The 23,150-nt window shown below is 37.2% G+C and carries 24 protein-coding genes, 1 riboswitch and 1 other annotated feature; of the genes, 9 read left to right on the forward strand and 15 right to left on the reverse strand.

Features of this window, described 5'->3' with window-relative positions:
* Positions 1 to 80: 80 nt before the first annotated feature.
* The 3 genes from GYV61_RS03285 to GYV61_RS03295 all read left to right on the forward strand — a co-directional run bounded on the left by GYV61_RS03285 (position 81) and on the right by GYV61_RS03295 (position 3,778).
* Positions 81 to 1,403, forward strand: coding sequence for a replication-associated recombination protein A (locus GYV61_RS03285; RefSeq protein WP_174794938.1), 1,323 nt, complete (start codon positions 81 to 83; stop codon positions 1,401 to 1,403).
* Positions 1,404 to 1,681: 278 nt separating this feature from the next.
* A complete protein-coding gene (locus GYV61_RS03290) occupies positions 1,682 to 2,761 on the forward strand; it encodes an AEC family transporter (RefSeq protein ID WP_122025520.1) in 1,080 nt (359 codons plus the stop codon).
* A gap of 18 nt (positions 2,762 to 2,779) precedes the next feature.
* Entirely contained in the window at positions 2,780 to 3,778 is a 999-nt protein-coding gene (locus GYV61_RS03295) for an NAD(P)-dependent oxidoreductase (protein ID WP_174794772.1), read from the forward strand.
* A gap of 44 nt (positions 3,779 to 3,822) precedes the next feature.
* Here the strand turns inward: GYV61_RS03295 and GYV61_RS03300 are convergent, their stop codons facing one another.
* Together GYV61_RS03300 and GYV61_RS03305 are read right to left on the reverse strand one after the other, a co-directional pair.
* The gene (locus tag GYV61_RS03300) at positions 3,823 to 4,509 is read right to left on the reverse strand and encodes a response regulator (protein ID WP_122037155.1); all 687 of its coding nucleotides are present in this window, start codon (positions 4,507 to 4,509) and stop codon (positions 3,823 to 3,825) included.
* 1 nt (position 4,510) lies between these two features.
* On the reverse strand, positions 4,511 to 6,106 hold the full coding sequence (locus GYV61_RS03305; protein ID WP_174794773.1) for an ATP-binding protein: 1,596 nt from the start codon (positions 6,104 to 6,106) through the stop codon (positions 4,511 to 4,513).
* 169 nt (positions 6,107 to 6,275) lie between these two features.
* On the opposite strand from GYV61_RS03305, the gene GYV61_RS03310 reads away from it, so the two are divergent.
* Complete coding sequence (locus tag GYV61_RS03310) at positions 6,276 to 6,647, forward strand: hypothetical protein (protein WP_174794774.1); 372 nt, start codon at positions 6,276 to 6,278, stop codon at positions 6,645 to 6,647.
* Positions 6,648 to 6,716: 69 nt separating this feature from the next.
* Here the strand turns inward: GYV61_RS03310 and GYV61_RS03315 are convergent, their stop codons facing one another.
* Positions 6,717 to 7,118 carry a hypothetical protein gene (locus GYV61_RS03315; RefSeq protein ID WP_122025529.1) on the reverse strand — a complete coding sequence of 134 codons (402 nt, stop codon included), beginning with the start codon at positions 7,116 to 7,118 and terminating at the stop codon, positions 6,717 to 6,719.
* Between the two features lie 215 nt (positions 7,119 to 7,333).
* Between GYV61_RS03315 and GYV61_RS03320 the strand changes: the two genes are divergently transcribed.
* The gene (locus tag GYV61_RS03320) at positions 7,334 to 8,236 is read left to right on the forward strand and encodes an alpha/beta fold hydrolase (RefSeq protein ID WP_174794775.1); all 903 of its coding nucleotides are present in this window, start codon (positions 7,334 to 7,336) and stop codon (positions 8,234 to 8,236) included.
* 65 nt (positions 8,237 to 8,301) lie between these two features.
* On the opposite strand, the gene GYV61_RS03325 is transcribed toward GYV61_RS03320, so the two are convergent.
* The 3 genes from GYV61_RS03325 to GYV61_RS03335 all read right to left on the reverse strand — a co-directional run bounded on the left by GYV61_RS03325 (position 8,302) and on the right by GYV61_RS03335 (position 11,723).
* Positions 8,302 to 9,051 (reverse strand): amino acid ABC transporter ATP-binding protein, encoded by a 750-nt coding sequence (locus GYV61_RS03325; protein WP_174794776.1) that lies wholly within the window; start codon positions 9,049 to 9,051, stop codon positions 8,302 to 8,304.
* Complete coding sequence (locus GYV61_RS03330) at positions 9,051 to 10,676, reverse strand: ABC transporter substrate-binding protein/permease (protein ID WP_174794777.1); 1,626 nt, start codon at positions 10,674 to 10,676, stop codon at positions 9,051 to 9,053. Before GYV61_RS03330 ends, GYV61_RS03325 begins: the two co-directional genes overlap by 1 nt.
* A 109-nt stretch (positions 10,677 to 10,785) precedes the next feature.
* Positions 10,786 to 10,962: riboswitch (Lysine riboswitch) on the reverse strand.
* A gap of 128 nt (positions 10,963 to 11,090) precedes the next feature.
* The gene (locus GYV61_RS03335; RefSeq protein ID WP_110445453.1) at positions 11,091 to 11,723 is read right to left on the reverse strand and encodes a DNA-3-methyladenine glycosylase; all 633 of its coding nucleotides are present in this window, start codon (positions 11,721 to 11,723) and stop codon (positions 11,091 to 11,093) included.
* A 45-nt stretch (positions 11,724 to 11,768) separates the two neighbouring features.
* Between GYV61_RS03335 and GYV61_RS03340 the strand changes: the two genes are divergently transcribed.
* Positions 11,769 to 12,128, forward strand: a complete 360-nt coding sequence (locus tag GYV61_RS03340; protein ID WP_174794778.1) for a DUF488 domain-containing protein — start codon at positions 11,769 to 11,771, stop codon at positions 12,126 to 12,128.
* Here GYV61_RS03340 and GYV61_RS03345 read toward each other — a convergent pair.
* From GYV61_RS03345 to asnA, 3 genes are all read right to left on the reverse strand, one after another.
* Positions 12,123 to 12,902: a TerC family protein gene (locus tag GYV61_RS03345; protein ID WP_174794779.1), complete on the reverse strand. Its 780-nt coding sequence runs from the start codon at positions 12,900 to 12,902 to the stop codon at positions 12,123 to 12,125. The genes GYV61_RS03340 and GYV61_RS03345 overlap by 6 nt on opposite strands.
* Before the next feature lie 118 nt (positions 12,903 to 13,020).
* Positions 13,021 to 13,725: an NAD-dependent protein deacylase gene (locus tag GYV61_RS03350; RefSeq protein ID WP_174794780.1), complete on the reverse strand. Its 705-nt coding sequence runs from the start codon at positions 13,723 to 13,725 to the stop codon at positions 13,021 to 13,023.
* 121 nt (positions 13,726 to 13,846) lie between these two features.
* The gene (gene asnA / locus GYV61_RS03355) at positions 13,847 to 14,860 is read right to left on the reverse strand and encodes an aspartate--ammonia ligase (protein ID WP_174794781.1); all 1,014 of its coding nucleotides are present in this window, start codon (positions 14,858 to 14,860) and stop codon (positions 13,847 to 13,849) included.
* A gap of 59 nt (positions 14,861 to 14,919) precedes the next feature.
* Positions 14,920 to 15,158: a binding site (T-box leader), on the reverse strand.
* Between the two features lie 122 nt (positions 15,159 to 15,280).
* Between asnA and GYV61_RS03360 the strand changes: the two genes are divergently transcribed.
* Positions 15,281 to 15,757 carry a hypothetical protein gene (locus tag GYV61_RS03360; protein ID WP_174794782.1) on the forward strand — a complete coding sequence of 159 codons (477 nt, stop codon included), beginning with the start codon at positions 15,281 to 15,283 and terminating at the stop codon, positions 15,755 to 15,757.
* A gap of 28 nt (positions 15,758 to 15,785) precedes the next feature.
* Here GYV61_RS03360 and GYV61_RS03365 read toward each other — a convergent pair whose 3' ends face one another.
* Complete coding sequence (locus tag GYV61_RS03365; RefSeq protein WP_046324154.1) at positions 15,786 to 16,088, reverse strand: nucleoside triphosphate pyrophosphohydrolase; 303 nt, start codon at positions 16,086 to 16,088, stop codon at positions 15,786 to 15,788.
* Positions 16,089 to 16,224: 136 nt separating this feature from the next.
* Between GYV61_RS03365 and GYV61_RS03370 the strand changes: the two genes are divergently transcribed.
* On the forward strand, positions 16,225 to 16,866 hold the full coding sequence (locus GYV61_RS03370) for a nitroreductase family protein (RefSeq protein ID WP_174794783.1): 642 nt from the start codon (positions 16,225 to 16,227) through the stop codon (positions 16,864 to 16,866).
* A 48-nt stretch (positions 16,867 to 16,914) separates the two neighbouring features.
* On the opposite strand, the gene cls is transcribed toward GYV61_RS03370, so the two are convergent.
* A complete protein-coding gene (gene cls, locus GYV61_RS03375; protein ID WP_420870802.1) occupies positions 16,915 to 18,378 on the reverse strand; it encodes a cardiolipin synthase in 1,464 nt (487 codons plus the stop codon).
* Positions 18,379 to 18,395: 17 nt separating this feature from the next.
* Positions 18,396 to 19,328 carry an alpha/beta hydrolase gene (locus tag GYV61_RS03380; RefSeq protein ID WP_174794785.1) on the reverse strand — a complete coding sequence of 311 codons (933 nt, stop codon included), beginning with the start codon at positions 19,326 to 19,328 and terminating at the stop codon, positions 18,396 to 18,398.
* A gap of 69 nt (positions 19,329 to 19,397) precedes the next feature.
* Between GYV61_RS03380 and GYV61_RS03385 the strand changes: the two genes are divergently transcribed.
* Positions 19,398 to 20,201: a ribonuclease H family protein gene (locus GYV61_RS03385; RefSeq protein ID WP_174794786.1), complete on the forward strand. Its 804-nt coding sequence runs from the start codon at positions 19,398 to 19,400 to the stop codon at positions 20,199 to 20,201.
* A gap of 4 nt (positions 20,202 to 20,205) precedes the next feature.
* Here GYV61_RS03385 and GYV61_RS03390 read toward each other — a convergent pair whose 3' ends face one another.
* The 3 genes from GYV61_RS03390 to GYV61_RS03400 all read right to left on the reverse strand — a co-directional run bounded on the left by GYV61_RS03390 (position 20,206) and on the right by GYV61_RS03400 (position 23,140).
* Complete coding sequence (locus tag GYV61_RS03390) at positions 20,206 to 21,171, reverse strand: DUF1002 domain-containing protein (protein ID WP_174794787.1); 966 nt, start codon at positions 21,169 to 21,171, stop codon at positions 20,206 to 20,208.
* Between the two features lie 192 nt (positions 21,172 to 21,363).
* Entirely contained in the window at positions 21,364 to 22,527 is a 1,164-nt protein-coding gene (locus GYV61_RS03395; protein ID WP_174794788.1) for an RNA-guided endonuclease InsQ/TnpB family protein, read from the reverse strand.
* Positions 22,514 to 23,140 carry an IS607 family transposase gene (locus tag GYV61_RS03400; RefSeq protein ID WP_174794789.1) on the reverse strand — a complete coding sequence of 209 codons (627 nt, stop codon included), beginning with the start codon at positions 23,138 to 23,140 and terminating at the stop codon, positions 22,514 to 22,516. The genes GYV61_RS03395 and GYV61_RS03400 overlap by 14 nt, the downstream gene beginning before the upstream one ends.
* Positions 23,141 to 23,150 lie beyond the last annotated feature (10 nt).

The following is a 23,150-nucleotide window of genomic DNA, read 5'->3' on the forward strand; positions in this document are numbered from 1 at the left end:
CGATTATTTTTGCTTGCTAACAAATGCTTGTATAATTAGGTTAGTAAATGTCTGAAAGTAAATAAAAAGAAGATGACATGATGAAGCAAGAATCTTTATTTGCAAATAATGAACAAAATGAACCTTTGGCTAACCGTGTACGCCCCCAAAACCTAGCTCAGTTTGTAGGACAAGAGCAGCTACTGGGACCGGGAAAAATATTGCGGGAAATCATTGATAATGATCAGGTTTCCTCAATGATTTTTTGGGGACCACCGGGAGTCGGTAAAACGACTTTGGCTGAAATAATTGCCCGGCAGAGTCAAGCTAGCTTTTACAACTTTAGTGCGGTTGACAGCAGCATTACTAAAATCCGCAAAATTATGAAGCAGGCTGAAGCTGAACATGAAGTAGGGCAAAAAACACTGGTATTTGTAGATGAAATCCATCGTTTTAATAAAGCACAACAAGATGCTTTTTTGCCTTACGTTGAACGCGGCAGTATCACGTTAATTGGCGCCACGACCGAAAATCCTTCCTTTGAAGTTAACTCGGCGCTGCTTTCACGCTGCAAGGTTTTTGTCTTAAAACCGCTTGAAGTCAAAGATATTATCAAGCTATTGCAAAATGCTTTGCACAACCCTAACGGTTTTGGCAAGCTAACCGTTAAAATCAGTGAGCAGGAGATTAAAGCCATTGCCAAATTTGCTAACGGTGACGCCCGAACGGCTTTAAACACGCTGGAGATGGCAGTTTTAAACGGCAACAAAAATGGTAATACAATCGCTGTGACCATGGACAATTTGGGACAATTAATCACGCAAAAGTCAGTCTTGTATGACAAAGACGGGGAAGAACACTACAATATTATTTCTGCTTTACATAAATCAATGCGTAACAGCGATGTAGATGCAGCAATCTATTGGTTGTCGCGGATGCTTGAAGGGGGAGAAGATCCGCTTTATATTGCACGCAGACTAGTGCGCTTTGCCAGTGAAGATATTGGCTTGGCAGATACTAATGCACTGAATGTGGCGGTCAACGTCTTTCAGGCTTGTCAATTTATAGGAATGCCGGAATGTGATGTGCATTTGACGGAAGCAGTGATCTATCTGTCACTTGCGCCAAAGTCAAATGCAGTTTATAAAGCTAGATTAGCCGCTGAAGAAGACGTTAAGAAGACGATAGATGAACCAGTGCCTTTGCAAATTCGCAACGCCCCGACTAAGTTGATGAAAGATTTGGGCTATGGCAAAGGTTACCAGCTGGCGCATTATGCTAAAGATAAATTGACGACGATGAAAACAATGCCACCGAGTTTAGAGGGACACGAATATTATCTGCCAACCTCGCAAGGTCATGAAGACCGCTTTAAAAAGAGGCTGGAACAGATTAAAGAATGGCACAAAGAACACGATAAATAGCCTGAAATTGTTCCTAAAGTCTGGTTTCATTAGTTAGATTATAATGTGGCACTTCTATTCAAGTGCCAACTAAAGACAGGCAAACCACAATTTGAATGGTTTGCCTGTTTGCTATGAATTCGAATTTGTCCTAATTTTGGGATTAACAGCAGAAGTGAAAGTCACAGCTTTTTAATTTACATAAGTTACAAAAGGTTACTTTAGTTTGATAAAGTTATTAATTTCACAAATAAGTAGTATTATCAATGTGAAAAGAATAACTAATAGGAGGAAATAAAATGAATATTGCGCAAGCAATCAAAGTAACTTTTTCGAATGTTGCGATTGTCAGTTCAATAACGTCAACAATTTTCATTATTCTATTGGGCTTTTACCTGCGTAAACGCGGTATTTTTACCGAAAAGTTTGGTAAAATATTGTCCAAAATAGTTTTGACAGTTGCGTTACCAGCATTGGCTTTTAACTCATTCATGCAACCAATTAGCAATGAAACTTTATCACAAGGGATGAATGTTTTAATCTGGGGAATTGTAATTTATATCATTTTGATATTCTTGACCCCGTTGTCTTATGTTAAATACCCTAAAGATAAAAGAGATGTTTTGGCAGTACTAACCACATTTGGTTCAACTACTTTCTTTGGTATTCCAATTGTAGGGGCTGTTTTCGGTCCTAAGGGTATCATGTACAGCTCTATCTTTAACATTGGTTACCGAATCTTTTTATATTCATATGCGTATATCAAGATGTCCGGACTCAAGATGAAGGCCAGCAACTTAAAGAAGATGTTTGTTAACCCAGTCGTAATTGCAACATTCTTGGGTCTGATTTTATGGTTGTGCCAAAATTACGTACCTCAAGTAGCTGTTAAACAAGCAGTTAACGGCGTAATCAATGCCAATGCCCCGATAGTGCACGTTGCGTTTTACCGTATTGACCAAACCGCAATTTGGCTATATAAACCAATGCAATACTTAGCAAATCTGGCTTCACCTCTTGCTTGGTTATCAATCGGTTCTACTTTAGGCTCAACTTCATTCAAAGAAGCTGCTGCTAACAAGACTTCATGGTACTACAGTTTTAACAAGGTTATATTAGTGCCAATCTTGAACTTACTGCTCCTAGTTATTTTGAGTGTAACTAATATTTTACCTGTTAGCTACATTGCATTAGGAACAATTATTATCATGATGGCTACACCAACTGCAGCTGTTGCATCATCTTATGCAATCAGTTTTGACCGTGAGCCGGTATTATCTTCTGATGCATCATTTATTTCAACAATTATGGCGGTTATTGCCATGCCAATATGGATCGCTTTTCTGGGCGTTCTCAGTCAAATTGGTATATTTCATTAATTAGGAGGGAATTTTTAAATGTTTAAAATAGTAGCCTATGGCGTTCGCGAAAATGAAGTTGATTATTTTAAAAAATTAAATAAATATAATTATGAATTGCAGCTGGAATCCGACATGTTAACTCATGATAATGTTGAAACGGCTAAGGGAGCAGATGCAGTTTTACTCAGAGCCAACTGTTTAGGTGATGCAACCAACCTGGCCAAATTCAACGAGTGGGGCATTAAATATGTTTTCACGAGAACAGTAGGATATAACCATATTGATCTCAAGGCCGCTAAGAAATATGATATGAAAGTTGCCCGCGTTCCTGCTTATTCACCATACGCAGTGGCTGAATTAGCTATGACTTTAGGGATGATGCTCTTTAGACATACCGCCTTAGCTACCACCTTGACTAATAAGGGAAACTTTTCAGTTTCGACTGCCACTTTTTCAGGTGAAGTTCATTCAAGTACAGTAGGTATCATTGGTACTGGTAGAATTGGAGCTACGGAAGCACAACTGTATCATGGCATGGGGACCAATGTTTTGGGCTATGATCCTTATCCGAGTGATTTTGCCAAACAATACGTAAAGTTTGTAAGTCAAGACGAATTACTAGCTCAATCAGACATTGTTTCAATTCATGTACCGTATTTCCCAGGGCAAAATGATAATTTGATAGATGAAGCTTTTCTAGGTAAAATGAAGAACAATGCGGTTCTGGTCAATACTGCCAGATCACAACTGGCAGATTATCCTGCTGTAATTAAGGCGATTAAGGACGGTCAAATTGCCGGCTTTGCAAGCGATGTTCTGCCTGATGAAGCAGAAGTTTTAGGCCATAATTATAATGGCAATATCACTAATGATTTAACCAGACAATTAACAGAATTGTATCCTAAGGTTTTATTAACACCTCATATTGGTTCATATACCAGTCCTGCTTTAACAGACATGATCAACGTCAGTTATGAGAACTTCCACCAGGTATTAGAGACTGGTCATACTGATAATGATGTGAAACTTGACTAAAGTTTATCTAATAAAAAAACAAGCTACGACAATAGCTTGTTTTTTTATTTATTCAATTTATATATTTTAATTGGTCGACCAACCTTTAAATAGTGCACTTTAGCTGAAAGCTTGCCCGTTCTTTCCAAATAATCCAAATATTTTTTGGTAGTAATGCGTGATAATTTTGATTGTCGAGCTACATCTTGATTGGAAAATTCACCAGCAAGTTGGGAAATAGCAGTTTTAATTTTGGTTAAGGAAAAATCTGAAAGCCCTTTAGGCAACCCGGTCTCATCATTTAAGTTATTCATATCTTGGGTAATAAAAATATGATCAAGTTCACCTTGTGACACCGTGTTGTTTTTTTGCAATACTTCGTTATATTTTAAAAAATGTTCAATTGCCTCTTTAAAACGTTTAAAAGAAAAAGGTTTGAGCAAGTAGTCCAAAACACCATATTTTAAAGCCATATTGATGTTGGTACTGTCTTTGGCGGCAGAAAGCATAATGACATTGGGATGGAGATTATGCTGAATAAATTGTTCCAGTAATTCGGTGCCAGAAGTTTTAGGAAGGTAAACATCAAGCAGAATCAGATCAGGGTTGATTTTTTTAGTAATTGCTAGTGCCTTTTTGGCAGTAGCAGTTTGATAAACAGTCAGGTTTTCCGGCTTAATAATTCTCATTAAATATTGTTTGTTAATCGAGCTGACCATCGGGTCATCTTCAACTATTAAAATTGTTAACATTTTATTCCTTTTCGTTTTTTTCCTGCAAAGGCAATTCTATATAAAAATTGCTACCATGAGGTTTACAAGATGAAACTTCAAGATGGCCACTATAGGATTTAATGATTTGCTGTACCAGAATAAGTCCATAGCCGTGATCCTTGCCCTTAGTTGAATACTTCTGTTTAAATAAATGCTTTTTAACTGCGCTCGCAATGCCAGTACCGGTATCAGCAACTTCAATAATTAAGACTGAACTTTCATTATCGAAATTAATTGCCAAGGTGATTTTGCCGCTATCTTTAATTGCTGCAAGCGAATTATCAATGAGGTTGCCCAGTATTTTAATCAGGTCTAAATTTAATTGCTCAGTTACAACCTTTTGCGGTAAATTGGAGTCTGGCGTAATTTCCAAGTTGACTCTTTGCTCTTGCGCCTGGTTCATTTTTCCAGTTAAAAAGCCAACAAGCGCAGGGGATTCGAGCTGTTTATTCAGTTGACCAAATTCTTGCTGGTAATTTTGGTTTATTTTTGCAATGAATGAATTAACTTGATCATACTGCTTTAATTCAATCATGCCGTAAATTGCCTGCAATTTATTTAAAAATTCGTGTGACTGTGCCCTTAGTGACTGAATGTATTGTTGGCTGCCGGCAAGCTGTTCGGATAACTTCTGGTATTTGGACTGATCCTGCAGTAGAGCTACTTGACCAAAAATCTGCTTATGGTATACCAGCTGGCTGACCGAAACAATATATTCTTTAGCATTGATCAAGACAAGTTCATTTGTCTTAGGTAATTGTTGGCTGTCTGCAAATAATAAATCAATTAGATTTTTATCCAGGGCTTTTCCCACCATTAAGGAAGGGAAAGATTTTTTAGCCAAATAATTAGCTGTAATTAAAATTTTGTGATTATTTACAACAATAAGCGCTTCATCAATACTGTCATTAATAGCATATAATTCTGTGAGCTTAAATGCAATTTCGTTTGGTTCCATATCAAACAGCGTTTTTTTAATGCGTCTTGATATTAATAAAGCCAGCAGTATGCCAATTATTAATGAAACTAGAGAGCCAATTACAACTGATCTTTGGGCGACTCGAATAACTTTATTAATTGATTTGTCAGTGAGACCAACACAAACTATTCCGATTTGCTGCTTGTGTGCAAAAATTGGGCGGAAAATCCGGTAGCCAGTTCCCAAAACACCCATACGGTGAGAATAATGCGCCTTACCAGAGCTTGATTTTTGAGCATCAGAAGGCGAACTGAATTTTTTGCCGATATGATTCTCAGAAGGATGGGAATAGCGGACGTAATTATTGTCAAGTACCACAATAAAGTCTACTTTAGTTTCTTTTTTAACTTGTTCGGCATATTTTTGGATCGGGTTATATGTTGTGGGTTTGACTTTTTTTCTTAAAGCAATTTGTACCTGCTCATTATTGGCCACAATTTTAGACACACTATTAATTTCTTCTTTGATGATTTGTTTTTGATTTTGCGCTACTTTGTATGAGGTGATGGTTCCAGCAGTTAGAATAAAAACAATGGTGGTAAAGAAAACCAGAAAAATAGTTTTTGTTTGCAGCGTAAAACGTGTTTTTTTAAACATATATCTGCCTTTGATATTGGATAACTTAATATCTCTTTCATACAGCTGAGACCCCTTAATTATTATTAGAATAATATTTTTGATAAAATCACATTTTACTTATACTATAAAATATGATAAAATGATTAAAATAAATTAGAAGAGAAAGGCTGTGGGAAATGAGATGAAAATGAAATTAGCAAGAGTTGCTTTACTGTGGTTGTGTATAATTGAAATGGAGGCTTTTTTCTCCAATAAGCCGAATTATAACTTAATATGGTCAATTAGTGCATTCATCATAACAATAATTGCTACGGCTTGCTTTGAAGTAAAAGAAGAAACATTTACTAAGCAAGTCGAAAATGATTTATTTTATTTTATGGCATTGCAAGGTGCACCTATTAGTTTTGAAACTTTATATTTGTTGAATATGACAGATGAACAAGAAGATCACCCATTATTGATATTCTTAATTATTGTATTAAATCTAATCTGTGTGATTTTATTTGACTATTTAATTAATCGGGCTAAATTTTACCAAGCTGAAAGTAAAAATGAATAAAATTTAACAAGATTTGAGTACCAGGCAACTATACTGCTTGGTATTTTTTCTAGCATAAAGTACGTTAGACTATTTGATAGTCCCTGGCTTTATTTCTGGCTTATTCGAAAACTTTTCAATACTAATCAGCTTTTTCTTTAGTTTAGAGTGAAACAAGTATGAACCTTTATTTGATAAAAAAGCGACACCATTCTCTTTACCATTATTTGCTTTTAAGCTAAACACACTGTCACTTATGCGTTTATATGTGCCTCTTTCAAATTGATGTCCGTCGACATTTATAGCATATTCGGGGTCCAAACCAAACGAAATTTCCACATGAGGATTGGAAGGATTTAGTGGCATTGCATTATTAGTAAAACCCCCAAATACAGTGGGCGGGTTTCTAGTATCATAGAGCAAAAAGCCTAAAGTGATAATAAATAAGAATCCAAAAATGTAGGTAGTAATTTTGTAACCATTTTTCTTCATGAGTTTTTCTCCGATGGTGAGGTAAAAGTAGAGGGTTTTCTACTAGCGTAATGCTTGTTGACTATTTATCTACATATAATAATAGAATCTAATTTTTGTCAAACTTAATTTGGAATTTACAAAATAGCGGCATTAATAATATACTTAAATAAAGTAGCAGTGTATGCATAATAGCAATCGATTATATGAATATAGGCCAAAAAATGAGTACATCAGTGATAGAAAACGTAGAAATTAACGGCGCTAAACTATATTTTTCAATTAGTTCAAAGCAAGGCCGGAAACCAATCATTTTATATTTGCATGGTGGTCCAGGGGATGCCTGCATTCCCTTAACGAAAAAATTTAATAGCGAACTAGAAGATCATTTTATTTTTGTTAATCTGGAACAAAGAGGTAGTGGACTGTCATACTACAAGTTTTCACCTGAAGAAGACTTGTCCATTGACACCATCTTGGCAGATATTCATCAGTTTGTGCTTTATTTATTAAAACGGTTAAAACAAGATAAATTGATCATTATGGGTCATTCTTGGGGCACGGTTTTAGGGCTCTATTTTATTCAAAAGTATCCAGACCTGGTTACGCAATACATCGGAATTGGTCAAGTCGTTAATATGAAAAAGAATATTGCTCTACAAAAAGCTTTTTTAAGAACAAAAATGAAAAATACTGCCAAACTTGACCAACTTGATTTTGTCCATGAACCAACTAAGGCCAGCCTCAAATTAACTAAAATGATTGTGGCTTATGGTGGCTCAATCTATGGCGCTAAAAACTACCGCAAATTAATTTGGCCGTTTATATCTGCTAAAGATTATTCTTTTAAAGACTTAATTCATCGCTTGCAGGGCTCGAAACAATCAATTCAGTATTTCTGGGAAGAATTAATGGACGTTAATTTTGAAAATGTTCTGCATTTTGCCGTTCCCATCACTTTCTGTGAGGGCAGGCATGACCACCATGTGTCCTCGCAATTGACTGCAGAATATGCTGCTAAAATTACTAGTCCGTGCAATATAATTTGGTTTGACCATTCCGGTCATTTCCCGCAGTGGGAGGAGCCAACTAAATTTAATCAGGAAATTATTAGGCTTTTAGAGTCACAAGCAAACTAAAAAACTGGCAAATCACGTTATTAACAGCGTGAGTTTACCAGTTTTTTATGTTTAATTAGACCTTATTAATTATTCTGAAAATTACTCAAAAACTTGACGGTTTTTTCATTTTGCGGATGATTGAATAATTGATCAGGTTTACCTTGTTCAGTAATTATTCCATCGCTGATGAAAAACATTTGGTCGGAAATCTCCTTCGCAAATGCCATTTCGTGCGTTACGATAATCATCGTTAAGCCTGTAGTAGCCAGGTTCTTCATAACGCTTAAAACTTCTCCGACCATCTCAGGATCCAAAGCACTAGTAGGCTCATCAAATAACAGAATTTCAGGATCCATGCAGATAGCACGGGCAATCGCAACCCGTTGTTGTTGGCCACCTGAAAGCTGGCTGGGACGAGCATTAACGTATTGCTCCATGCCCACCTTTTTCAGATTGGTAAGCGCAATTTTACGTGCCTCGTCTTTTGACCGTTTCAATACTAATTCTTGACCGACCATACAATTAGCTAAAACGTTCTTATTTTCAAACAAGTCAAATTGTTGGAAAACCATGCCGACTTTAGCCCGATAAATATTGCGATTATAGTTTGGTGCCAAAACATTTTCACCGTGAAAATCAACCTCGCCGGCAGTAGGCTCTTCTAGCAGGTTAATGCAACGCAAAGTAGTTGATTTACCACCACCTGAAGGACCGATAATGGTGGCAATTTCACCTTTATTAATGTCAAAAGAGATATCTTTTAAAACTTGGTGTTCACCGAATGTTTTCTTGATGTGCTTTAAACTTAAAATAGTTTCGTTTGTTTCAGTCATTAGTTCTTAGCCTCCATGTCTTTAGGTGTGCCCACTTGAACTTGGTTTGCCATTAAGTTGTAATTCTTACTTCCTTGGAGGTGTTTTTCAATTAAGTTGAAAATTCTCGTGATGGTAAAGGTCAAGATGAGGTAGATAGCAGAAATTGTCAGGTAAGTTGGGAAGAACTTGAATGTCTGACTAGCAACAGTTGAACCAACGAAGAACAACTCTGATACGGAGATGATGCTCAGGACTGAAGTATCCTTGATATTAACGATAAATTCGTTAGTAATTGAAGGAAGGCAGTTCTTGATCGCTTGTGGCAAAATAATGTGCCACATTCTTTGATTATGAGTCATTCCTAGCGCACTGGCTGCCTCAAACTGACCTTCGGGTGTAGAAATAATGCCTCCGCGAATAATTTCGGCTAAATACGCTCCAGTGTTGATGGAAACGATGATTAGTGCGGCGACAGTTCTGTCAATATTCAGGTGCCAGAATTGGGCAATACCATAGTAAATCACAGCTGCTTGCACCATCATTGGCGTGCCCCGGAAGACTTCGATGTAAACTGAAAGTAGCCAGTTGACAAACTTGAGCAGCCATCTTTTACCGGTAGTAGTTGGTGTAGGAATGGTTCTGACGATACCAACTGCCAGACCGATAAAGAAACCTGCAATGGTACCAACTGAGGCCAGAAGCAGCGTCATGCCGATACCATTTAAGATCATGCCGCCATATTGGCGCCACATTGATACTAACCACGGTTCTGACTTAGTCTTTTTACCTTTTTTGTTATTATCAGTTTTGGGCTGCTGCTTAACAGCTTCAGTCATTAGCTTAGTTCTTTTTGCTTCAGGAATAGTAGCTAATATCTGATTAACACTCTTAAGCAGTGCTTTATTGGGCTTAGCGATTCCGATGGCAGTGACAGACTCATCTTTTGTGGCGTGGAAACCAGCCATTTTGCTGACAGGAATTGACTTAATGTCAGGATCAACCATCTTAAAGGAAGTTGATTCAGTGTCCTCGGCAACATAGCCATCAATAGTACCGGAGATTAAACTTTGCCGCATTGCCGCAAAATCACGCATAGCCGGTTGACGCTTAGCGCCCTTTAACTGCTTGATCAGGTCATAGTGGAAAGTACCTTGTTGCGCCGTTAATTTTGCACCCTTAAAGTCGGTTAGTTTCTTAGCGTTAGCGTATCTGCTATTAATCTTGGTAATTACCACAAAAGTACTGTTTCTATAAGGCTGAGAGAAATTAATGGCTTTTTCACGCTCAGCTGTAGGGCTCATGCCGGCAATAATCAAATCGGCTTTGCCACTGGTTAGAGCAGGCAGCAAACCATCCCATTCGGTCTTAACTACTTCAACTTTTCGATGCAATTTTTGCCCAATAATTTTGGCAATTTTAACATCATAGCCATTGGCGAATTCTTTTGAACCCTCAATAGGTACAGCACCGTTAGCATCATTTGTTTGTGTCCAATTGTAAGGCTGGTAATTAGCTTCCATGGCTACTTTTAATGTGCCCTCATCTTTTTTAGCAGCAGCTTCAGTAAGACTAAAATTAGCTGCTATGCTCAAACAAGTGAATAAGGCAACTAGGGTAGCCAACCACTTAAATCTTGACTTCATTTTGAAAACCTCCACAAAATATGTTTCAAATAAAGCCAATACAATAAAAGCGTAAACAAAAACCTCGCTGTTAATCAAAACAACGAGGTTCATAATCTATTTTTAAAACAAATCATATAGCGCTCCCTGGGGACTAACCAGGACAGTCTGCAAAATATTCTCTTGCAGCCCAACAAGAAAATTGAAACGAACAATATTCTTATTTCGGCGGTAATTCTTATCCTGAACTTCACAGTGTTCGCTCACTCAGATCAGTTTTGTAATAACCGCGACCTCTATTGCATTGGAAATTATTTAACTTAGAAAAATAATAGGCTATTAAAAGCAACTTGTCAATAATTTTATTTAAAAAATATTTTATAATTATCTCATTTATTTTCTTTTACTATTTTAAAAGACTTCGAAAAGCTACTGTTACTGCCAGCCATTGCCACTTTGGTAAGCTTTCTTTTTCATTCTGGAAACATACGGGTTGCCAGCTACATAGTAACGTAGTTTTTTATTGGCCCATTCTAGTTCAGATTGGCTAACGCCAATTCTGGCACTGGTTTTAATTTCCTTAGCCAGCTTTTTGTGACTGTCATCTAAATCAATTTTAAAAGGGGAGTCAGTTAAGAAATGTAAATTCCATTTTTTACTGTGAATGCCAAAAGCCTGCATCATTTTCGCGGGGCCATTAGTTAAAAGGACACCGTCTTTACCCCCGCGATTTTTAATCATCTGCTCTATGCCCCAGACGGGCTCGATGGCTCTAATTAAAACTCCTTGCGGCTCATTATATTCTTGCGTTGCAACATCAAAAAAGAAATATTGTCTTTGAGCATAAATATAGATGGTTCCGCCTTTGCGATAAAGACCTTCATTAGCTGGGCTGCGATGACCGCCGTATGAATGAGCTGCGCGATCTTTGACCCCTAAATATGCTTCCGCTTCTACAATGTAGCCACCCATAATATGTTCACCGTCATTGTATGTGAGGGGTCTGCCAATTAAATCTTTAGTAATAGTGGCGGTAGATTTATTAGTAAAATAAGTTGAGTAATTCATTTTTTTCTTCCGTGTAGTAAACTTAAATTAAAAGGGGATATTAGCATGACAAAGATAAAATTAGTACGCATTTACGATCATGAGCAACCGCTCGGCTACCGCATTCTAGTTGACCGTCTGTGGCCACGAGGTAAAAGTAAAAAAGATGCAAATATAGATGAATGGGCAAAAGAAATTGGTCCCAGCACCGAATTGCGTAAGTGGTTCAATCATGATGATACTAAATATTCTGAATTTCGGCAAAAATACATAAATGAATTGGACCACAATCCTGTGACTGCTGCCTTTATTGCCAAAGTTAAAGCTGAGCTGGTTGAACAAGATGTTCTTTTTCTTTATGGCGCTAAAAACAAAGAGCACAACCAGGCAGTTGTGCTCAAAGAATACGTTGATCAAAAACTATAATTTGCGTTTACTCTTTTTAACACGTAAAAAGTGAAAAGCAATAGTTAAAATTAGAATACTGAACACGATTAATGCAAAGGTCGTATTAGGTAATTCGTAGTTCAGTGGTGGCAATGACAGCAATAGTTTAAAAGCAATGATGCCGATTAAAATATAAGCCATTGGCTGCAATTCAGGAATAATATCCATCAATTTGATGATGATTTCAGCGACGCCCCGCATACACAAGATACCGATCATGCCGCCAATTAATACTACTACCGGATTACTGGAAACCGCTAGGGCAGCTAGCACTGAATCAATTGAAAAAACGATATCCATTGCTTCAATTGAAATAACGGTCCGCCAGAAAAGTGACAAAAAATGTTTGCCCTTTTTAGGGGTATGCTTAGTAATTTTTGCCCTTTCAATCTTTGTGCTAGTGGCAGCCTTTTGGGGATGCCTTTGGTCGTAGAAAAACTTAAAGGAAAGATAGAAAAGATACAGACTGCCCGCTAATTTTATCTCCCAGAAATTGATTAAGTAAGTACCAATGCCAATCACTATAAAGCGAAAAATATATGCACCCCAAAGGCCATAGAACAATGACTTTTCCTGTTGTTTTTTATCAGGCAGAACCTTGGTTTGGGCTGCTAACACAACCGCATTGTCAACGGAAAGCAAGCATTCCATCAGAATCAGGGTTAAGATGGTGAGCCAATCTTTACCACTGGTTAACACGTGGATCCAGTTGCTGCCACTAAAAAAGGGAGCATACATTTTAAAAATTGTCATTTAAAGGCTCTTTTCTTTTTCAGATAAATTTTAATTACTGTGTCAAATTTTAACAAGTAATAACTGGTGCTCCAGTAAAAAAAGCAATGCGAATAGCTTAAAGAGCCTGCTTAAAAATTTAAAGCTGCTTAAAAACATCTAGAGCATCCGCAATGATGGCAGAAATGCCTTCTGCGGGAATGGCTGTTTTATTAATTGCCCAAACTTTGGCGCCAGCTTGCCTGTAAGATAAAAGTTGGGCGAAGGGATAGACCACAAAACTAGTGCCTGAAATAATTACTAAGTCAGAATTTTGCATGGCGTTCACAGACTTTGCCAAACTGTCACCATTAATGGCTTCACCGTATAAAACAATTCCTGGTCTGATAATACCGCCACAATTTTTATGACGGTAGGACTTCGCATATTCAGCGTATGAAACTGATTGATGACATTTAGTGCAGTAGATATTATAGAGACAGCCATGAAATTCGGTTACGTGCTTATTGCCAGCTTTCGTGTCCAAGCCGTCAACATTTTGGGTGATTAAATCACCTTTTTCGTTGCAGATTTCGGCAATTTTCTGGTGGATTTCGTTTGGCTTGGCGCTAGGGAAGTACATATTATCCATCACAAATTTGTAGAAGAATTCTGGTCGCTGATAAAGTGTTTCTTCACTTAAAATCGTTTCCGGACTTTCAGATACGCCATCATAAATACCGTTTTTAGAGCGATAATCAGGAATACCGGAATGAGTTGATACCCCAGCACCTGTCAGAAAAGTAATATGGTGTGCCTGATCAATGTCATTTTTTAATTCAGTTATCTTGTTAGAATCAATCATAATTTTGCCTTTCTTAAAACTAGATTTTCTACTGTTAGTTTACTACAAGATTTTGCCTGTGAGTTAGGGTTATTGCAATAAAAACCATGCTGGCAGAAATTGCTAGCATGGTTTTTATTAATTATAAAATTTGAATGTCATGTTCTTCGCATTTGGTAATCATATCATGAGGCCAAACACTAGCTTGAACTTCACCGATGTGAGCTTTGCCAAGCAAAAGCATACATAAGCGGGATTGACCAATTCCACCACCGATGGTATAAGGCAATTCTCCATCAAGCAGCATGCGGTGAAATTCCAATTTTTCACGGTCCAGACAGTCAGCTTTCTTTAATTGTTCGTGGAGACTTTCAGGACTAACGCGAATACCCATTGAAGAAATTTCAATTTTTTGTTTCAAGGGCTCATACCAGAAGATCAGGTCACCATTTAGTTGCCAGTCATCATAATCTGGTGCTCGACCATCATGAGGTTTACCACTTCTTTTCAGTTTGTCGCCGATTTTCATTATAAAGACTGCCTTTTCTTCTTCGGCAATTTTGTTTTCTCTTTCTTCAGGACTAATATCCGGCCAGCGGTCTTCTAGTTCTTGCGTGGTGATAAAGTAAAGCTTTTCTGGCAAACGGTAAGTAGAAGCGGGATAGCGGAAAGCACAGCCAGCTTCAATTTCCTTTATTGCTGCAAAAATTTTAGTAACGGTGCTTTTCAGGGTTTCCTCTGTTCTTTCCTCTTTAGCAATGATTTTTTCCCAATCCCACTGATCCACGTAGAGCGAGTGGAAGTTGTCTAAATCTTCATCGCGGCGAATGGCGTTCATGTTAGTGAAAAGTCCTTCGTGCATGTTAAAGCCGTATTTTTTTAGTGCCATTCTTTTCCATTTAGCAAGGGAATGCACGATTTCAAGTGTATCATCTGCAGGCAAATTCTTAGCATCAAAGGCAACTGGACGTTCAACTCCATTCAAGTTATCGTTAAGCCCTGTATGCTTTTCAACGAAAAGCGGGGCAGACATTCGCTGCAGATTTAATTTTTTAGCTAGAACTCTTTGGAATTCTTCTCGAATAAACACGATAGCTGCTTCTGTATCACGAATTGTGAGAGTAGGATGGTAACCTGCGGGTAAAATTAAAGTCATTGTTTTGACCTCCTATAAATTAAGGAAAAGAAAAAGCCCTTTATCCCGTTTTTAATAAAAACAAGGACGAAAGGCTTTTTCCGCGGTACCACCTCAATTGCCCTAAAGGGCCAACTCATGAAGCACTAACATGCTTCACCAGCGTGGTAACGTACTGGAGACGACACAACCTACTTTTACATGAATTTCAGCGTGCTGCTAAAAGTGTTTTTCAATAACTCAGGGTCTAACGGTTTTGCACTGTCACCGATTCACTTAAAGAGATAAGCTATTTACTCGTCTTTTTCACTGCATTTAATTTGATAATAATTCAATCATAATTTTAATAAAAATGCAAGTAAAATATCATTAATGTTGATTAACCGCTCTAAAGACTGCGAGTCTGTTATAATAGATGAAAATACAATTGAGGAGAGTCATATGATAGTTTTTTATCTAATTCTGGATGTCTTACTTTTAGGCTACACCTGTTATAGTTGGTACTGGCAGGCAAATATTGATTTAAAGGGACATTATCGCTCCTCTTCAATTATTTGGGCCGTGATTTTTATCTGGATCGGTTTTACCTGGCAATTAATTGAAAAGGGAGACCCGGGTTTAAGTATATTTTTAGCGATTTTCTTGATGATCGGTATAATTGACGGCTTTACAGGTCTGGCACCAAAAAGGGCCGTAGTTTCAGGTTACTTTCGCCGAACGATTTCATATTCGGAAATTGCAATGGTAACTTTAATTAAAGTACCTAATCCAAAGAAAAAACAGGTAATCTGTATTTTAACAACCCAAAAGAACAGACAATATTACCTGCGCTTTTCCTATGGCGTTGCGCAAATTGTTGAGGCGCTCAAAAATCACATTCATCATGATATTCATATTGAAATTCAGGATATTTTTTAAGTCACGTAAAAGCGTGTCTTTTTTTGAATTATTTTTCTTCCCAGTTCATTTCCAAATATTTAGTAAAACCGCCCTTAAGAGCGCGTTTTTTATTGACCTGATTTAAAAAAGTATCCTGGTCAACGTTTTTAAATTTGAGATAGGCTAAAATGACTTCGTAAACGTCACCCAACTCTTCAATTAAATTAGTTTCGGTTTTAGCGGCAAGAACTTCGTTAGTTTCTTCAATTAGTTTTTGCTTTAATGCTGGTTCAATTTCTGCTGGAGCAAGTTTGCGATAAGTAGCATAATGAGCAAATTCTGGAATTTTATCTCTGACTAGTTTTTTCATTTTAATAGACCTTTCTTAGCTGTAATAATTTATATATTATTATACTGCTAATAATTATAAATAATATGTGAAAGCGGTAACAAGATGTAGTAAAATTAACGAGTAGAGATATATTTAATAAAGAAAGTGTGACGAAATGCGTAATAACGATTTTAATGATGTGGTTCAAAATCGTCATTCTGTGCGCCATTTTGATAAGAGTGTCAAGATTCCGCGTTCAGAATTTAAGGAAATGTTTGAAGAAACAATTACAGCACCATCAGCTTGTGATTTACAAGCTTGGCATTTTGAAGTAGCTGATACACCAGAAAGCTTGGCTAAAGTAAAAAAATATATGATGAAATTTAATTATCCTCAGATTGATAGCTGCTCTGCTGTTGTACAAATATTTGGCTATAGTGATGCTTACAAGTCCTATCATGAAATGTGGAATAAGAATTATGAAGAGGGCCAAATCACTAAAGAAAAATTGAATGAAATTTTAAGTACTTTTTTGCCATTGTATGAAAATGGCAGCTATGAAATGCGTGCAACAGATGCAATAGTTGATAGTTCTTTAGCTGCAATGCAATTTATGTTAGTTGCTCGTAATCATGGTTACGACACGAACCCAATTGCTGGTTATGATGTTTCCAAAGTTGCGCAAACTTTTAATCTTGATCCTAAACTTTATGTGCCAGTTATGGCAATTGCTATCGGAAAAAGTAAGGAAACTGCAGATTCTTTAATTAAAACAACTCGCTACCCAGCTGAAAGTGTTTATCACTTTGCGGAATAAATAATAGCGCATTTTAAAAGCCTTCCGTTGTGGAAGGCTTTTTGTTAATTATAAAATTGGTGAAAGCATCCGTGAGAAACTTTGCAAAATCTTGAGCCAGCGACCTTGTTTGGCTATATCCTCGGGTGTTAATAATGATGAATCTTTCATATCATCTTCAAAAGACTGTGCGACTTCACTGGTAAAATTTTTATCATAAAAAACGGCAACATCTTCAAAGTTAAGATCATAGGAGCGATAGTCTTGATTCATTGAACCAACCGTAGAAAAAGTGTCGTCAACCACAATTGTTTTAGCATGAATAAAACCTTTATTATAAATATAAATTTTAATACCATAACGAGATAGTTCATTGGCATACCATTGTGTGGCGCGGTAAATAAAAGGGTGATCAGGTTTGCACGGAATCATAATTCGCAAATCAATTCCCGACATAGCAATAGTTTGCAAAGTCGCAAACATCGCGTCGTCAGGAATTAAATAGGGTGTCTGAATCCAGAGTCTCTTTTTAGCTAAAGACATTAGGCGCATAATACCATTACGCATATTAGCATTGTAACGATCGGGCCCATCTGAAATTATCTGTGTAGCTACGTCGCCGGGATGAATTTCATTTTCATCTAAATTAGGGAAAAGAACAGTATTAAATGTGATTACTTGGTTTTCCTTTTGAATGGAAGCATTCCAATCCATGACAAATCGTTCTTGCAAGAGCAGAGAGGCTGAACCGACAATTCTCACCTGACTGTCACGCCAATAACCAAACTTTTTCTTGCGACTGAGATATTGGTCACCAATATTAAAACCGCCGGTCCAAGATGTTTTACCGTCAACTACAACAATTTTGCGGTGCAAGTGGTAGTTAATCCGGTACCGCGTAATCATGTTGCGCGAGGTAATAAAGGGCAGCACAACCCCGCCTGCTTTTCTTAATTGGTCAAACCAGGCTTTAGTTGCTCCCATTGAACCCCAGGCATCATATAGTAAGCGTACAGATACGCCTTCTTGTGCCTTTTGAATAAGCAAGTCGAGAAAATCATTGCCTATTTCATCATTATAAAAGGTGTAAAATTCAACATTTACAGACTGTTTAGCTTTTTTGATATCCCGCATCATGTCGTGAAACATGACTTCACCATCGGTATAAAGTTTAACATGGTTATTTTTACTTAATGGTGACTCACCATCGTGATCAAAAAAGTGGATAACCATTTTAGCTTTATTTGAGGTATCAGATGTACTAATTTTTTTAGGTGCAGCAGTAATAGATTTTTGGACATTTCGCAGCCCAATATGATGTTGCTTGTTAATAGCGAAAATATTTTCCTGCGAAATTCCCCGACCGAAAAAGCCGTAAATGATCATCCCTAAAACTGGAAAAACCAGCAAGATAATCAGCCACGCCCAGGTTGTTGAGACAGACCGTCTTCTGTGAAAGACGATATAAAAGGCTAATATAGTATTAGTAATAATGATGATGCGTCCTATGTCACGGAGCAGAATCACACTTATTTCCTCCAAAAATCAAATTACTTTTTAAGACCAATAAATTTATCAATAATGTCGATCACAAAGGGATTATCATGCATCCAGCTGTGTTCTGCGTATTTTTTACCCCGAATCTCAACTTCATGATAAGATTTGGCATAAGGTGCTAAAATGTAGCGGATGCTTTTAGCAGAAGTCACGGAAATAAATTTATCGCTGTTGGTGTTGTCTAAAACATTGCCATAAATGTTTAGCACTGAAATATTGGGATTAAATCGTTTGCGTCTGAGTAAAAGATACAAGTAGTGCAAGTTAACTACAGCTGGACGTCCCTTTTGATTGAAAGCATTAACGTTGGGAATATCTCCTAAGTATACTACCCCGTCAAAAGGACCTGCGATAAAAGCACATTTGACCAAATGAGGGAACTGCTTTTTACGGGATTTGCGCATTTCTGTGCGTACAATGCAGGGACAGGCAAGAGAGTGTGCGATTGCCGAATATTGAGAAAAATGGTACCTTTGAGCTAAGAATGGTAACGTAAAACGCAAGTAGTAATCAATTGCATAAACGCCAACGAGTCGCTGGCGAAAAACAACTTGTACAATGGGATTTCGATCACCTGTCCAGGTACCTTCCAACTTGAAGTTACCCAGTAAGTCAGTAGTTACTTTGAGATACTTCGAAGTTCCTTTATCTATCAAAGCTTGTTGAATCATTACCTTGGTAGTATAGTCACCGCCACGAAAGCCATGAAAATAAATTATCGGTACTTGTTCAAAGTTACCTTTTTTTGGTTCAATGGTGGCGTCATCTTCAATTCTTTTTTTATGTAAACGCAAAAAAATACGAGTTGGTGCAAAAGTTGCCAAAGCAGCCAGAAAAAGCATACTGAGCCTGCTTGGCTCCTGTGCAAGATCCCGCTTGTGGTTTTTTTCCACTTCTTCCTTGTATTTTTTAGTATTGAAGAACATAATACCACCTTAAAAATAGAACTACATCTATTTTAGCATTGACTAGACAAATTAGTGAAAGGGGAACATATGAAATTTTATGCAGTAAAAAAGGGCCGCAAGCCAGGCGTTTATCGCACTTGGGATGAAGCCCGCAAACAGGTTGATGGTTATTCTGAGGCCGAGTTTAAATCTTTTAGCAAGATAACGGATGCTACAGAATATTTGGATTGGGATCACGAAACGGTTCAACAGGTCTTTCAAAAAGACGAGGATTCATTAAAAGAGGCAATTGCCAAGATTCAAAGAGAAAGCCATAAAATCAAGAATAATCCTTCTGCTCCAGCAACTTCTTCTAAAAAGAATAGAGCATTAAACGGGACAACTAAAGCAAATCCGTCCAGCTTTTTTGCCACAATCTATACAGATGGCGGCACTCGTAATACCGGCAATTTTAAAGGTGGCAATGTGCGTGCAACGGATAAAGCCGCATGGGCTTATCTAATTGAATGGCAAGAAGATGGCCAACAAAAGTCTGCTTATGATTCAAACGGTGAGTTTGGTGCGACTAATAATAAAATGGAATTAACTGCATTAATTGAAGCTCTCAAAAAATTGCTTGAGTTAAACTTTAACCACCAGCCGCTACTGTTTGTACTCGATTCTCAATATGTTCTAAATCCGATTACCCAAGGCTGGCTTAAGGGTTGGAAAAAGCGTGGCTGGACCAAAAGCTCTAAGGGCCCAATTGCAAATCTTGAATGCTGGCAGGAACTGGATCAGCTCTTGGCTGAATTTTCTCAGACTAAATTTGAATGGACTAAAGGCCATGCCAATAATCGCGGTAACGAATTTGTTGACCATACATTAAATAAGTTTATGGACCAAATGTAATTAGTTAAAATGTAGTGACTATTAAACCGCCAAACAAATGACTGAAAAATGAGGTAATATTGTGCCAAATTTGTTCAAACCAATTGCGGTTTTCCGGGGTATTTATTTTATCGAAAATGTCTTTTGCATTCTTTTTAATATTTTTTGATAAAGCATCAGCCTGGTCTCTAAATTTATGATTTTTTAAAGCACCAGAATCACGCACTTCAATTAAGATGTTGATTATTTGCTGTTTCTGATTATTATTAATGACGTCGCCAAGATGATTGATATTAATTTGGTTGTTAACAATGTCGTGAATCTGACTGTTTGAGATATTGTTACCGATTTTGCCCATTTCCTGCTTTGCACCTGCGACAGCATTGTTTAGTTGCGCATCGCTGTAGCCGTCTTTATCTTTATTTTCTTTAGTAATTTTACTGAGTGTGTTTATTTCATCTTGGGCTGCATTAACCTGGCTCTGATTTAAGTTTTCTCCGGTTTTGCTGTAAGCGGCATAGACACCGGCTAAAGCGCCGGAACCGTCAATAGGAACGGCGCTGGTAACATAAATGTTAGCATCAGAAATACCGGCAGTTAAAGCAGCGTTTTTGTATTGATCAGATGTGATTGTGGTAATATTGTTACGCCCTTGATAGTCAAGGATGTGGACGTTAATACCGTTACCAGAAGCGGTCTTTTCAATCATCGCACTAGACCAGACACCGGAATTAGTAGTAAAGTTGGCACCAGATGGGTTAAGGTATTTGACTAAGTCGGCACCTGTGATGGTAATAGTTTGATAGCTAGCTCCCTTTAGAGGCTCGCTAAGTGTTTTTAAGGTGCCATTTTTTTGCGTTTCAGTCAAAGATGTTCCCAAACAAATTACGGGCAAATCATCTGCTTTAACTGTTTGGGTAGCAGTGCCACATAAAATGGTACTAAAAAATAACATTGTAATAATAGCTAAAATAGTTTTTGCTTTTTTCATATGTAATTAGCTGATATATAAAACATAGAAGAAAGCAGAATTTCTTGTTTTTTCTACTTTCCGAAAGAAAATATTTTTCCTTTCTTTATTTTACTTACTGTCGTCTTCATTAGTTTTCTGATATCTCTCTTGAGGTGATCACATTGACTAACTCTTACAGCTTGAGGACATATCCTGCCCCATTATTACTTTTTACTTGGCTAGTGCTAATAAATTACGCACCGCATTTTCATCACGATCGGCTTTATAGCCACACTGATAACAAATATACTCATTGTGCTTAGTATGGTGCTTAACATTGCCTGCTAGCGTGATCTTTTCTGGACCAGTTTTAATGTAACCACAGTTAGCACAACGTTGTGTGGATGGGTATAAGCGGCTTGCTAAAACCAATTCTTTACCATACCACTTGCACTTATAAACTAATTCCTGCCGAAACTTTCCAAACATTGAACGATGTAAACCTTTAGATGCTATTCCCATTTTCATTGCTTTAACATCTAAATCTTCAATGACAATTTGATCGTAATCAGTTACTAACTTAGTCGTGAACTTTTGCAGTAAATCAGTTTGAATATTATTAACTTTACGATAATCACGTTGCAGTTTGTTTTTCACTGCTTGGTAATTACAACTTTTAAGAGCTGTTTTTAAACCATTTACTGTTCGCTTACGTGCCAGTTGACGTTGATAATGTTTGATACGCTCATATAGTTTAACTAGTTTCCTAGGTAAAACTTGTAAGTTACCGCCTGTCCAATTAAAATGACCAATATTTACATCAACTGCAGTTTTTTGACCAGTTTTTGCCTTTACCTTAGGCTCAAATTGATAAGTTAAAGCTGCTGTATAATGTCCGCTCTCTTTTAAGATACTAACGGTTAACAATTTCGTCATTTGTGGCTTTTCTGCTAGTTTAATATCAAACCAGTCTTCTTTAACCACTCCTCGAGGACGGTCTAAACGTAATTTGCCATTAATAATCTTAGCTCGATCTGTTTTAAAGCCTTGACGGGCCGCCTTTTTGCTTTTGAATTGTGGTTTGCCCCAATCAGGTTGAGCTTTGTCAAAAAAATTCTGCCATGCCTGTGCCAAATCTTTAATTGCTAATTGCAAGCAACGAGCTGATAATTTATCTTGCCAATCTTCTTTGTTAGCGACTAATTCATTACGTACTCGATATTGGTTGGGCTTAGGGTTATCTATTGGATTAATGGTATTAGCTTCATACATATCATTCCAAGTAGCTAAGCCCTGATTCCAACAATAACGACGATAGTCGCACAAGGCTACAAGCTGCTTAGTCATTATCTGATTAGGACATAATCTGACTAATTGAGTTTTAGTTACTATCATCAGTATCTTCCTCAACTAAGCTTTTATCAGCTTCCAAATGCTTCTTATACTTACGTAATCCGTATAAGCGACAAGAAAAAGCTTGAATGATACTTACTAAGTCATCAACCAATTCTTGATCAGGAGAGGTCTTTTTACGATTTAAAACAATTATTTTAGTACCATGTCGTTTACAAAAACCAGCAAACCAATCATAACCAAAACGAATAAAACGATCTTGATAGGTAATATAAATTTCACTTACTTTACCTGCTTCGACTTCTTCAAGTAGCTTATTCCAAGCTTTACGCTTGTAATTTAATCCGCTGCCAATATCAGTTATTGCTTCATCCATAATAATGCCCTTGGCATTTAAAAAGGTTTGAATAAAATCAATTTGATTTTGCAAATCTTTCTTTTGCCCATAAGTTGAAACTCGAGCATAAGCGATAATTTTACCTTTCTGCTTACTACCGGATTTATGCAAAATTTGTTCGACTTGTTCTTCAGTGTAATAGCGACGATTAGTTGGTGTGCGGTGTGCAACTAATGTTTTATTACTATCCCACTTTTGTAAAGTACGGACAGTAACACCAAGCAATTTAGCCATTTCACCAATCTTATAGCTAGCCATATAACAATCC

Origin of the sequence: Lactobacillus melliventris, from assembly GCF_013346935.1 — a bacterium.
Taxonomy (GTDB): domain Bacteria; phylum Bacillota; class Bacilli; order Lactobacillales; family Lactobacillaceae; genus Lactobacillus.